The sequence below is a fragment of the Claveliimonas monacensis genome (assembly GCF_014982975.1).
Lineage (GTDB): Bacteria > Bacillota > Clostridia > Lachnospirales > Lachnospiraceae > Claveliimonas > Claveliimonas monacensis.
This window is the reverse complement of the sequence record NZ_JADCKL010000005.1, coordinates 79,306-91,750: the sequence shown is the minus strand read 5'-3', so window position 1 is coordinate 91,750 and position 12,445 is coordinate 79,306. Positions and strand designations below refer to the sequence as shown.

14 protein-coding genes are annotated in these 12,445 nt (G+C 52.7%); 11 read left to right on the top strand and 3 right to left on the bottom strand.

The annotated features are described in order from the left end of the window. The first annotated feature begins 10 nt into the window (after nucleotides 1–10). The gene (locus tag INF30_RS08405) at nucleotides 11–739 is read left to right on the top strand and encodes an NAD-dependent protein deacylase (RefSeq protein ID WP_076779193.1); all 729 of its coding nucleotides are present in this window, start codon (nucleotides 11–13) and stop codon (nucleotides 737–739) included. Here the strand turns inward: INF30_RS08405 and INF30_RS08400 are convergent. After that, complete coding sequence (locus INF30_RS08400) at nucleotides 726–1,328, bottom strand: putative ABC transporter permease (protein ID WP_226394870.1); 603 nt, start codon at nucleotides 1,326–1,328, stop codon at nucleotides 726–728. The two genes, INF30_RS08405 and INF30_RS08400, sit on opposite strands and share 14 nt — an antisense overlap. Nucleotides 1,329–1,471: 143 nt before the next feature. Here INF30_RS08400 and INF30_RS08395 point away from each other — a divergent pair, with 143 nt between their 5' ends. Continuing rightward, nucleotides 1,472–2,095, top strand: coding sequence for a cysteine peptidase family C39 domain-containing protein (locus tag INF30_RS08395; RefSeq protein WP_076779189.1), 624 nt, complete (start codon nucleotides 1,472–1,474; stop codon nucleotides 2,093–2,095). A gap of 51 nt (nucleotides 2,096–2,146) precedes the next feature. Here the strand turns inward: INF30_RS08395 and INF30_RS08390 are convergent, their stop codons facing one another. Both INF30_RS08390 and INF30_RS08385 read right to left on the bottom strand, forming a co-directional pair. Next, complete coding sequence (locus INF30_RS08390; protein WP_076779187.1) at nucleotides 2,147–2,827, bottom strand: RraA family protein; 681 nt, start codon at nucleotides 2,825–2,827, stop codon at nucleotides 2,147–2,149. Between the two features lie 27 nt (nucleotides 2,828–2,854). Next, on the bottom strand, nucleotides 2,855–4,033 hold the full coding sequence (locus INF30_RS08385) for a pyridoxal phosphate-dependent aminotransferase (protein WP_076779186.1): 1,179 nt from the start codon (nucleotides 4,031–4,033) through the stop codon (nucleotides 2,855–2,857). 251 nt (nucleotides 4,034–4,284) lie between these two features. On the opposite strand from INF30_RS08385, the gene INF30_RS08380 reads away from it, so the two are divergent. The 9 genes from INF30_RS08380 to INF30_RS08340 all read left to right on the top strand — a co-directional run bounded on the left by INF30_RS08380 (nucleotide 4,285) and on the right by INF30_RS08340 (nucleotide 12,435). Next, the gene (locus INF30_RS08380) at nucleotides 4,285–4,803 is read left to right on the top strand and encodes a peptidylprolyl isomerase (protein WP_087173385.1); all 519 of its coding nucleotides are present in this window, start codon (nucleotides 4,285–4,287) and stop codon (nucleotides 4,801–4,803) included. A gap of 186 nt (nucleotides 4,804–4,989) precedes the next feature. Continuing rightward, the gene (locus INF30_RS08375; protein ID WP_226394869.1) at nucleotides 4,990–5,847 is read left to right on the top strand and encodes an energy-coupling factor transporter ATPase; all 858 of its coding nucleotides are present in this window, start codon (nucleotides 4,990–4,992) and stop codon (nucleotides 5,845–5,847) included. Beyond that, nucleotides 5,832–6,695: an energy-coupling factor transporter ATPase gene (locus INF30_RS08370; RefSeq protein WP_226394868.1), complete on the top strand. Its 864-nt coding sequence runs from the start codon at nucleotides 5,832–5,834 to the stop codon at nucleotides 6,693–6,695. Before INF30_RS08375 ends, INF30_RS08370 begins: the two co-directional genes overlap by 16 nt. After that, the gene (locus INF30_RS08365) at nucleotides 6,696–7,520 is read left to right on the top strand and encodes an energy-coupling factor transporter transmembrane component T family protein (RefSeq protein WP_226394867.1); all 825 of its coding nucleotides are present in this window, start codon (nucleotides 6,696–6,698) and stop codon (nucleotides 7,518–7,520) included. A gap of 58 nt (nucleotides 7,521–7,578) precedes the next feature. Further along, nucleotides 7,579–8,364 carry a tRNA pseudouridine(38-40) synthase TruA gene (gene truA / locus INF30_RS08360; protein WP_226394866.1) on the top strand — a complete coding sequence of 262 codons (786 nt, stop codon included), beginning with the start codon at nucleotides 7,579–7,581 and terminating at the stop codon, nucleotides 8,362–8,364. A 321-nt stretch (nucleotides 8,365–8,685) separates the two neighbouring features. After that, complete coding sequence (locus INF30_RS08355) at nucleotides 8,686–9,501, top strand: hypothetical protein (RefSeq protein ID WP_226394865.1); 816 nt, start codon at nucleotides 8,686–8,688, stop codon at nucleotides 9,499–9,501. Nucleotides 9,502–9,628: 127 nt separating this feature from the next. After that, entirely contained in the window at nucleotides 9,629–9,955 is a 327-nt protein-coding gene (locus INF30_RS08350) for a PadR family transcriptional regulator (RefSeq protein ID WP_033126037.1), read from the top strand. Between the two features lie 31 nt (nucleotides 9,956–9,986). After that, entirely contained in the window at nucleotides 9,987–10,565 is a 579-nt protein-coding gene (locus tag INF30_RS08345; protein WP_264176884.1) for a hypothetical protein, read from the top strand. A 331-nt stretch (nucleotides 10,566–10,896) separates the two neighbouring features. After that, nucleotides 10,897–12,435, top strand: coding sequence for an ATP-binding cassette domain-containing protein (locus INF30_RS08340; protein ID WP_226394864.1), 1,539 nt, complete (start codon nucleotides 10,897–10,899; stop codon nucleotides 12,433–12,435). Nucleotides 12,436–12,445: the final 10 nt, after the last annotated feature.

Below are 12,445 nucleotides of genomic sequence, written 5' to 3'. Positions count from 1 at the left end.
AGGTGACAGTATGTACCAGGAGGAAGTAAGAAAACTGCAGGAGATCATAGACGACAGCCGGCGGATCGTCTTTTTCGGAGGGGCCGGCGTCTCCACGGAGAGCGGGATACCGGACTTCCGGAGCGCGGAGGGCATTTACCATCAGCACTACAAATACGCGCCGGAGCAGGTGGTGAGCCACAGCTTCTTTAAAGCCCACCCGGATGTTTTCTATGAATTCTATAAAGAAAAGATGATGTGTCTGGAGGCGGAGCCAAATGCGGCCCACAGGAAGCTGGCCCAGCTGGAGGAGGCAGGGCGCCTCACAGCGGTCATCACCCAGAATATCGACGGACTCCATCAGAAGGCGGGAAGTAAGAAAGTGTATGAGCTTCACGGCAGCATCCACAGGAACTACTGCCAGAAGTGCGGCCGGTTCTACGATGCGGCCTTTGTAAAGGAGGCCCCGGGCATTCCCAGGTGCGGGTGCGGAGGCATCATCAAGCCGGATGTGGTCCTCTATGAGGAGAGCCTGGACTCCATGACAATAGAAAAGAGCGTCCGTGCCATTGCGGAGGCGGATACGCTCATCATCGGGGGCACCTCCCTTGTGGTGTACCCGGCGGCCGGGTTTATTGATTATTTCCGCGGCAGGCATCTGGTGGTCATCAATAAAAGCGCCACAGCCAGGGAAGTGGGAGCGGAGCTTTCCATATCGGCTCCCATAGGGGAGATCCTGGGACAGATCAAAGTGAAGTGATCCCCGGCCCCATGTTGGGGGAGATAAAGGAGAGCACCAGGTCTGCGGCAAAGAGAGCGCACAAGATCACACACAGCAGCCTTTTCCTTTTCCGGGAGACGGACAGGCGTCTGAACTGCCTATCCAGCGCAGGGGCGGCGATGTAGATGATAAAGAGGCCGCCTGTGCCAAAAAGCAGCAGTCCTTCCAGGCAGACTCTGCCCTGGATCTGGAAGAGCATGTCGCTGTAGTTCCACCAGCGGACACCGAACATGGTCTCCAGGAAGAGTCCGGCGAAATACTCCACCGTGCCGCACAGAAGCACAATGAGGCCAAAAGACAGGAGCGGGCGGCTGCGCCATTTTTTCAGAAGCACAAGGATCAGCACGCCCCCTGTCCCGTAGATGGGAAGCCAGGGGCCGGCCATGAAGCCCCGGTTGAAGAACATGCCGTCTACCACCAGGTGGAGGCCCACCTCCCAGAGCCAGCCGATGCCGGAAAAGGTAAAGAACATAAGGACAAGGGAGGACACAGAGTAGTCCTGCCGGCAGGACAGCGCGGGCCTGTGTGTGACCAGTATATTTCCTACGTAAGTAACGGCAGCTCTCATAAAAATCCCCTCCTGTAAAGTATATATAGAGTAAGTTTTCTTTTGTTGTATCCAGTATAAGAAAAAGATATAAAGATAAATGGCAGGAAATTATGAAGAATTTCAAAAGATTATGACAGAAAAAATGAAGGGAAGATACATCTATGGAAAGACATCTGGATTATTTTGAGATTGAAGGTTCCTACGGCGGAAGCCAGGACTGGTTTACCAATATCGTCATGCACGTGGGCGGCTGCGGGGCGGCCACAGCCTGTGACACCTGCATCTATCTGGCTCTGCGAAAGGGAATGAAGGGGCTGTATCCCGGTGACGCGGGCCGTCTCACAAAACAGGCCTACAAGGAGTTCAGCATGAAGATGAAGCCCTATCTGAAGCCCAGGGCAGGGGGCATCGACAGGCTGGAAACCTATATAGAAGGGTATGCCCGCTATCTTGCGGATCTGGGAAATGAGGACGGCAGAAGCCTTCACATGGAGCCCCTTCACGGGGAGACGGATGTGGAGGAGGCCAAAGCGGCGGTCAGAAGGCAGATTGACAAGGGGCTTCCCGTGCCGTATCTTCTGCTCTACCACAAGGACAAAAAGCAGTTCGGAGATTTTACCTGGCACTGGTTTCTTCTCACCGGTTATGAGGAGAGGGAGGACCGTTTCTATGTGACGGCTGCCACCTACGGGGCTGCCACCAGGCTGGATCTCGAGGAAATGTGGGATACCGGGTATGAGAAAAAGGGCGGGATGGTGCTCTACGCCCTGGAAGATGGGAAATAAAAAAAGGACCAGACGGTCCTTTTTTATTTTACCCTGTATCTGATTAACAGATTAGTCTACAAATTCAAATCCAACCTTTTCCAGGGTCTCGTCTACCCATGGACGGGGCCACTCGCCGCGGGTGTGGATGCCTTCCAGCTGTTTTTCCTCACCTGCGTGGTAAGCTCTTGCCTTCTCGGCCAGCTCTTTGGCGAACTCGGGTCTGATGGCGATCAGTCCGTCAGAGTCTCCCACGATGATATCCCCCGGATTAATGATGATGCCTGCAAAGGATACGGGGAAGTTCATTTCCCCCGGTCCGTTCTTGTAGGGCCCGTTGGGAGTCACGCCCTTTGCGTATACCGGGAAATCCATCTGGCTGAGAGCGTAGCTGTCGCGCACGCATCCGTCGATGATGATGCCTGCCAGACCTCTGGATTTCGCGTAGCTGCTCATGATCTCTCCGCATAAGGAGCGGCTCATGCTGCCCTTGTTTGCCAGGACGATGACATCCCCCGGCTGAGCCATATCCAGCGCCTTGTGGAACAGAAGATTGTCTCCTGCCGGTGCATTTACAGTAAAGGCGGTTCCCAGAAGCCGGGCCTTGGGATTTAAGGGATAAATGCTGGCGTCTACCGCAGCGATCCTGCCGCACTGGTCATCAATGTTGGCTACCGGAATTCCGCGGAAAGCTTCCACCAGTTCCTTGTCCGGTCTCTCAAAGTTTCTTTTAATTCTGCATCCTACTGCCATTTCTCTAACCTCTTTCTTTTTGTAGCTTTATTTTTTCAGTTTTTCTACCGCGTCCTTTATCCTGCGGATGGCTTCCTGGAGATCCTCGTAGCTGCAGGCGTAGGACAGTCTCAGATATCCTTCTCCTTCAGATCCGAAAGCGGAGCCGGGAACCATGGCTACCTTTGCCTCCTCAAGGAAGTACTCGGCCACCTCCATGGAGGACATGCCCAGACTCTTGACATTTACAAAGATGTAGAACGCGCCCTGGGGATCATTGCAGCTGATACCGTCGATCTCATTGAGGGCTTTCACCGCGTAATCCTTCCGTCTCTGATACTCCTGGCGCATAGCTTCCACATCGTCCGCGCAGTCGCGAAGAGCGTTCACAGCGGCCTCCTGTACAAAGGAGGAAGCGCAGGTGATGGTATACTGGTGTACTCTGACGCAGGCGGCGATAATGCCCCTGGGAGCGCACATGTATCCAAGACGCCAGCCGGTCATGGAATAAGCCTTGGAAAAGCCGCCCAGTGTGATGGTCCTCTCCTTCATGCCGGGAAGGGAGGCAATGCTGACATGTTTTGTATCGTCATAGACAAGCTGGCTGTAGATCTCGTCTGCCACCACCAGAAGGTCATTCTTGATGGCAAGCTGGCTGAGCTTTTCCAGTGTCTCTCTGGAGAGAACGCCTCCTGTCGGGTTGCTGGGGTTGACGATGACGATCATCTTTGTCCTGTCTGTGATCTTTGATGCCAGCTCTTCCATATCGATCTGGTAGTTGTTCTCCTCTTTCAGATTGTATGTCACAGGGACAGCTCCCAGAGAGGACGGAACGTGAATGTAGTTCAGCCATACCGGATTGGGCACGAGAACTTCGTCTCCGTCTTCCAGGAAGGCTGCCATGGAAGCGTAGGTGGCTTCGCCGACACCTACTGTCACAAGAACCTCATCGGCATCATACTGTACACCGTGATGCTCTGTTTCCCATTTGGCGATCTCTTTTCTCAGAGCCGGTATTCCGTAGTTGGAGGTGTAAAATACATGCCCCGCTTTCAGACTCTCATAAGCGGCCTCCTTGATCTTTTCCGGTGTGTCAAAATCCGGACGTCCGATTTCCAGATGAATGACGTTTTCTCCTGCCTGCTGCATCTTTGTGGCCTTTTCCATTACTGCACGGATCTCGGAAAAAGGCAGGCTTTCCATTCGTTTTGCTGTCTTGTACTCCATAGCATCTCCTCCAAAGTAAATTGCAAAGTGTATTGTGAATTTATTACTATAGAAAAAATCGTAGCATCAGAAGAATGTAAAGTCAATTTAATAATTTGTATCTATAATATTAATAAAATTTATATTTAGTGGACATAAATGGAAGTGAAGAGCAGAGAGGATCTGCTCTGATTGCAGTATTTTTTCCTCTGTGCTACAATACCCAGGAAAGACAATTTCTGAAAAAACAGAAGAAATGAGGTAGACAAAAAATGGCAAATCCAGTCGTTACATTTGAAATGGAAAACGGAGATATCATGAAGGCGGAGCTCTATCCCGAGATCGCTCCCAACACAGTGGACAACTTTATCTCGCTGGTGAACAAAGGCTTCTACGACGGCCTTATTTTCCACCGGGTCATCAGCGGTTTTATGATCCAGGGCGGATGCCCCGACGGAACAGGCATGGGCGGCCCGGGCTACACCATCAAAGGCGAGTTCAGCCAGAACGGCTTTGCAAATGATCTGAAGCACACAGAGGGCGTGCTGTCCATGGCAAGAGCCATGCATCCGGACTCGGCGGGAAGCCAGTTCTTTATCATGCACAAGAACTCTCCCCATCTGGACGGCGCTTACGCGGCTTTCGGAAAGATCACAGAGGGCATGGATATTGTAAATAAGATTGCCCAGACTCCTACAGACTACAGCGACAGACCGCTGGAAGTGCAGAGGATGAAAAAGGTGACTGTGGATACCATGGGAGTGGAGTACCAGGAGCCGCAGAAGGCGTAGAGGTGACGTACACAGAATTTAAAAGAAATGTGATGACCGACAGGTAGAGGAGGAAAAGAAAAGGAAAGTCCCAGACCTTGCAAAATAGAGCATAATCACTTAAAATAAGACACAGCATGTAAGCGCTGTGTCTTATTTTAACGGGAAGATCATTAGGATTTTCCCCATGGAGATGGAAAAACTGATATGAAACATAATATGATCCAGACAGAAAAGCTCATATTTGAATATGAAAAAAGAGATGAAGAAGGAAATGTCATCGGCACCTCCCGGGCCATCGATGAGGTGGATCTTGGCATAGAGGAAGGCCAGTTTATTGCCATTCTGGGCCACAACGGCTCCGGCAAGTCTACCCTGGCCAAACACATGAACGCTATTCTCGTTCCTACAGGAGGCACCATGTGGGTGGACGGCCGGAATACGAAAGATCCCCAGGAGCTGTGGAATGTGCGTCAGAGTGCGGGCATGGTGTTCCAGAACCCGGACAACCAGATCATCGGCACCGTAGTGGAGGAGGACGTGGGCTTTGGCCCGGAGAACTTAGGCGTCCCCACAGACGAGATCTGGAAGCGGGTGGAGGACAGCCTTAAGTCCGTGGGCATGATCGAGTACCGGCACCACTCGCCAAACAAGCTGTCCGGCGGGCAGAAGCAGAGAGTGGCCATTGCCGGCGTCATTGCCATGGAGCCAAAGTGCATTGTGCTGGACGAGCCCACCGCCATGCTGGACCCGGACGGCAGGAAGGAAGTCCTGCGGACGGTGCGTGAGCTGCGCCACAGGAAGCATGTGACGGTCATTCTCATCACCCACTATATGGAGGAAGTGATCTACGCGGACCGGATCTTTGTCATGGACCACGGCCATATTGTCATGCAGGGAACGCCCCGGGAGATCTTCTCCCAGGTGGATACGTTAAAATCCTACCGGCTGGACGTCCCCCAGGTGACCATGCTGGCAGATGAACTGAGAAAGCGGGGACTTGATATCCCTGCCGGAATATTGAAAAAGGAAGAGCTGGTGGAAGCGCTATGTCGATTAAATTAGAACACGTCAATTATATATACAGCCCGGGCACAGCCTACGAGAAGAAGGCGCTCTCTGACATCTGCCTTGAGATCCCTCACGGGGAGTTTGTGGGCATCATCGGCCACACCGGGTCCGGGAAATCCACACTGACCCAGCATCTGAACGGTCTCATACGGGCCACCAGCGGCGAGGTCTTTTACAACGGAGAAAACATTTACGCGGAAGGGTACGATATGCGGAAGCTCCGCAGCCAGGTGGGGCTTGTCTTCCAGTACCCGGAGCATCAGCTTTTTGAGGTGGACGTGCTGACGGATGTGTGCTTTGGCCCGAAGAACCAGGGGCTTACTCCGGAGGAATGTGAAAAGAGAGCCACAGAGGCGCTGCGCCTTGTGGGGCTGAAGGAAAAATACTGGAAATCCTCCCCCTTTGAGCTGTCCGGCGGACAGAAGAGGCGGGCGGCCATTGCAGGTGTCCTGGCCATGCGCCCCGGCGTCCTTGTGCTGGACGAGCCCACTGCCGGCCTGGATCCAAAGGGCCGGGACGAGATACTGGATCAGATCGCATACCTGCACAGGCAGAGCGATATGACGGTGATCCTTGTGTCCCACAGCATGGAGGATATTGCAAAATATGCGGACCGGATCATTGTCATGAACAAAGGAAAGATCCTGTACAACGACACACCGAAACAGGTATTTTCCCATTACCAGGAGCTGGAGAAGATCGGTCTTGCAGCCCCCCAGGTCACTTACATCATGCACGATATAAGAGAGGCCGGGTTCGACGTGGGGGTGACGGCCACCACAGTGGAGGAGGCTGCGGACGAGATCATGGAGGCTGTGAAGAAAAGGCGGGGGAGTGTATAGATGATAAGAGACATTACAATAGGACAATATTATCCGGCCCAGAGCATCCTGCACCGCCTGGACCCGAGGGTGAAGCTGGTGGGGACGCTGCTCTATCTGATTTCCCTGTTTCTCTTCAACAGTATTCCCGGGTATCTGGTGGCCACCATTTTCCTTGTGGCCATCATACGCATGTCAAAGGTACCTTTTTCCTATATCATGAAGGGCATGAAGCCCATTATCATGCTGCTGATGATCACGGTTCTCTTCAACCTCTTTCTCACAAGAGGCGGAGAGACGCTGTTCCACGCCTGGATATTTACCATCACGGAGGAGGGCCTGCGGACCGCGGTATTTATGGCGATCCGTCTGATCTATCTGATCGCCGGCTCATCGCTGATGACCTTTACCACGACGCCCAACGCCCTGACAGACGGCATTGAGAGCCTTCTGCATCCCCTCAACAGGATACACGTGCCGGTGCACGAGGTGGCCATGATGATGTCCATCGCCCTCCGTTTTATCCCCATCCTTCTGGAGGAGACGGACAAGATCATGAAAGCCCAGATCGCAAGGGGAGCGGACCTGGAAAGCGGCAACATCATCCAGAGGGTGAAAAGCATGATCCCCATTCTGGTGCCTCTCTTCGTATCTGCTTTCCGCCGGGCCAACGACCTTGCCATGGCCATGGAGGCCAGGTGCTACCGGGGCGGGGAAGGGCGCACAAAGATGAAGCCTCTGCGGTACAAAAGCAGGGACCGGATGGCTTACATTGTCATGATCGTGTATGTGGTGGCAGTGGTGGTCATCGGACGGTATGTTCCCTTCCACATATGGATTTTTTAGGATGGATTTTCCGGGGCATGTATGAATGTCCCGGTATGTTTTAGAGAGGAAAAGAAACTTGAGACGGATAAAGCTGACAGTGGCCTACGACGGTACAAACTACTGTGGCTGGCAGGTCCAGCCAAACGGGATCACGATAGAGGAGGTCCTCAATAAAAAACTCAGTACACTCACAAAGGAGGACATCCGGGTCATTGGCGCCAGCCGCACCGACTCCGGTGTCCATGCCCTGGGAAATGTGGCGGTCTTTGACACGGAGAGCACCATTCCGCCGGAGCGCATGGCACTGGCTCTGAACCAGAAGCTGCCGGAGGATATTGTGATCGTAAAGTCCCAGGAAGTGCCCCTCTCCTGGCATCCCAGATACCAAGACAATATCACCAAGACCTACGAGTATCACATTTACAATGCCAGGACGGCCAATCCCATGAAAAAGCGCACCAGCACCTTTGTGTACGTACCCCTGGATGTGGAGAAGATGAGGAAGGGCGCGGCTTATCTCGTGGGAGAGCACGATTTTGCCAGCTTCTGCTGTATCCGTACCAACACAGAGGACACGGTGCGGCGCATCGACAGCCTGGAGGTGGAGGAGCGCCCCTGCACGGAAGGAGACTTCTCCTACAGGGAGGCGGAGGCAAAGGAGATCGTCGTCCGCGTCAGCGGCAACGGCTTTCTCTACAACATGGTCCGCATCATCGCCGGCACCTTGATCCGGGTGGGGCGGGGATTTTACGAGCCGGAAAAAGTAAAAGAGATACTGGAAGCGCGGGTCCGCACCGAGGCCGGTGTGACGGCGCCGCCCCAGGGACTGGTTCTTATGGAGATCCGGTACGGGGAGGAGTGACCTGCAGGAAATACGGGAGTTCCGCTTTGCGGAGCTCCTTTTCGCGTGATTTAGGAGAAGGAAATATTCCACAAGATCAAGTAGGGGATTTTGTGCACTATTCCATCTTGCCGATTGTCATAATTCTGCGTATAATGTAAACCATTCACAGAGGAAATCTTTTCTTATGAGGCTGCCAGGGCAGCCATTCTTATTTTTCATCATCCGGCGCATGTCCGGGGCGGTTTCCGCCAGAACCATTCCTTTTTTACAAAGTGTGCAGACAAGGGAAAAGGTTGCAGTACGTTGTCTTTATGTCTATAATGGAGGTATAATATTTCTATGAGTATGACCAGAAAAGTAAATATTGTAAATGTGGATGACTCAGAATATCCCACCGCTGACCGGGAGTATAAGGACCGGCTTTTCCGGCTTGTATTCAGCAATAAGGAGGATCTTCTGTCTCTGTATAATGCCGTGTCCGGCACAGAGTACGAGCATCAGAGCACCTACAATCCCAATATGCCTATGCGGGGGCTTCTATATTATGCAAAGCTGTACGAAAAGATCATTGCACGGAACAATATCAACATCTACGGCTCCAGCGCAAAAACCTTTCCGTTCCCACAGCATATTGTGTTTTACAATGGTACGGACAGCCAGCCGGACCGGACGGTCCTTCGTCTGTCTGACCTTTTTGAGAAGGGCGGGGAGGGGAGAACTCCGGCCCTGGAATGCACCACGGTAATGCTGAACATTAACTATGGCCATAACCGTGAGCTTATGGAAAAATGCCGCAGGCTTAAGGAGTACGCGATTTTTGTGGACAGGGTGCGGAAAAACCTGGAGACAAAGAAGTCTCTGGAAGAAGCGATCATGCAGACGATAGACGACTGCATCCGGGATGAAATTCTGAAGGACATCTTAATCCAGCAGAAGGCGGAGGTAGTGCAGATGATACTGGAGACATTTGACCAGGAGAAGTATGAGAAAGCAGTGAAAAATGAGGCGTTTGAGGACGGATATCAAGCTGGAAAAGAAGCAGTGCTGATGGAAAAGATAAAGAAAAAACTGGCCAGGGGAAAGACGGCGGAGGAGATCGCCCAGGACCTGGAGGAGAGCAAAGAGACGATCCAGGAGATTATTGACCGGATTTAACCTGCAGAAAGTGAGCCTGGCGGCTTGACATAGGTAGATGTTCGATATACTATATAGATAGTCGATATATCGAACATCTATATGAATGACTCCCCTGTATGGGGGAAAAGGAAAGGAGGCCGGGTTTATGGCAGTGGAAAAGAGTCTGATTTCCGGGAGCACAGCTATGCTCATTATGAAACTTCTGGAAGAGAAGGATATGTACGGCTACGAGATGATCGAGACGCTGCGTGAGAAATCAGAGAATGTGTTTGAACTGAAAGCGGGAACTCTGTACCCTCTTCTGCACACGCTGGAGGAAAAAGGATATCTCACCTCCTGGGAGCAGGACGCCGGTGGGAAGACGCGGAAATACTACGGGCTCACAAAGGCCGGAAAAAAACAGCTTGCGAAAAAAGAGGAGGAGTGGAAGGAGTATTCCAGAGCTGTGGTGAAAGTTCTGGGAGGAGCTTGAGGGCCATATCGAGGATCAGAAGCTGGATTACATGGCAGATGGAATGAACACTGATGAGGCGGAAGAGGAGGCTGTGCGCCAGATGGGAGATCCGGTGGAGACAGGGATGGAGCTGGACCGGATACACAGGCCCCGGATGGACTGGAAGCTGGTGGCGGTGATCGTTGTGCTGAGCCTGGCAGGCCTCTTTCTGCAATGGATGACCTACCGGCAGCCAGACTCCGCCTACAAGGCCGCGGAGGTGTGGAGACAGGGGAAATACATGGCCCTGGGAGTTCTGATGATGGCAGGGATCTGCCTGGCAGATTATACGGTGATAGGGAAGTATGCTTTCCGCTTCTGGATCTCTGCCATCGGGATCAATGCGGGCTGTAAATTGCTGGCATGTGCTGAACCGGGCCGCTTTTTTCTGAATGGAGTAAGCTGGTTCTGGACCACGTCCTGGTTCTGGGGTTCGCTGATCCTCCCGGCTTACGCTGCTGTTGTGTGGCGCAGCGGGCGGGAGGGGAAAAAAGGACTTTTCAAAAGTGTGGCGTGTCTGGGGGTGTCGGCTGTTGTATGCCGGTATCCTTCTCAGTATATACCGGAACAGCAGCGTGGTGAAAAATGAAAGGTAAAACAGAAGTCAGAGGTTGACAGCCAGAGGGGTCTGTGCTATTTTGTACAGGAAGAATGTACATGCAAAGGGGTGAAAGGATGAAGAATTTCTGCAGATAATATATGAAGTTCATATAGGCGTGACAGATCCGCCGGGGAAGGAACCGCGGTGGACATGTTTTATGCGCATGCAGAAATGAAAATCCTTGTATCCAGATAAATAGAATCCGTAAGAGGCGCGCAGGGCGCAGCTTTGTATGGAAAGAGACTCCGGATGGAGTTTTTCGGGCACGGGAATTTTCCCGTGCTTTTTTGTATGCGCTTTGAAAAGGAGGGATCACACAATGTCAATGATACAAGTCAGTCATCTGACGTTCTGCTATGAGGGAGGAATGGAGCCGGTTTTTGAGGACGTGTCCTTCAGAATTGATACGGACTGGAAGCTGGGCCTTACCGGCAGAAACGGGCGGGGAAAGACGACGCTTCTTAAGCTCCTCATGGGAGCATATGAGTATACTGGAAGTATCCAGGGGGATGTGCAGATGGAGTATTTTCCTGTCCCGGTGAAAGATGGGAGCAGGGATGTCATAGAGGTGCTGGAGGAGGCGGACCCGTCCTGCGAACTGTGGAAAATCTGCCGGGAGTTGACCTGCCTGAATATGGATCCGGGGATCCTGTACAGACCTTTTGACTCTTTAAGCGGCGGGGAGCAGACCCGGGTTATGATGGCCGGGCTCTTTGCCAGAGAGAACGCCTTCCTGCTGATCGACGAGCCCACCAATCATCTGGATATGGAGGCCAGGGAGAGTATGATGCGCTATCTGCAGGGAAAGAAAGGCTTTATCCTCGTGTCCCATGACCGGTATTTTCTGGACGGGTGTGTGGATCACATTCTGTCCATTAACCGGTCAGATATAGAGGTCATCCGGGGGAATTTTACCACATGGCAGGAACAGAAAGAGAAGAAAGATACTTTTGAGCTGGGAGAGAATGAAAAACTGAAAAAAGATATCCGGCGCCTGGAGGCAGCGGCTGCCCGCACGGAAAGGTGGTCGGACGCTGTGGAGAAGACAAAGACCGGAACAAAGATCGGAGGACTGAAGCCGGACCGGGGAGCCATCGGCCACAAGGCTGCCAAAATGATGAAGCGCTCCAAAAGCATGGAGAACAGAATGCTGACGGCAGCGGAGGAAAAAAGGAAGCTACTGAAAAATGTGGAGACGGCGGAGGATCTGAAGATCTGTCCTCTTACGCATCACAAAAACAGGCTGGTGCTTATGGAGGACGTCACCCTGTCCTACGGCAGCCGCAGAGTGCTGGAGGGGCTCAGTCTGCATGTGGACCAGGGAGAGAGGGTGCTTCTTTCGGGGCGCAACGGCTGCGGGAAATCCAGTGTGCTGAAAGCGGTTCTTACGTCCTGGATGGATGGTGAGGAGGCCGGCGGGATGCAGGCGGCTTTGCCGGCAGAAGCAGGGGAGCTGCGGATCACCGGCGGACGCATCCGGCTTGCCCCCGGGCTTGTCATATCCTATGTGCCCCAGAACCCTGCCGGCCTGTCGGGGGATCTGAGGACTTATGCAAAAAACAGAGGCCTCTCCCTGTCTCTTTTCATGGCGCTTCTTAGGAAGATGGATTTTTCCAGGCTGCAGTTTGAGAAGAAGATGGAGGACTACAGCCTGGGGCAGAAAAAGAAAGTGCTGATCGCAGCCAGCCTCTGTGAGCAGGCTCACCTGTATATATGGGATGAACCCATGAACTATATCGATATCTTTTCCAGGAGACAGATTATGGAGCTGATACAGAAATACAGCCCCACCATGCTTCTGGTAGAGCATGACAGGGATTTTGCCGATCATGCGGCCACGAGAATGGCAGGGCTGTAAATACAGCACA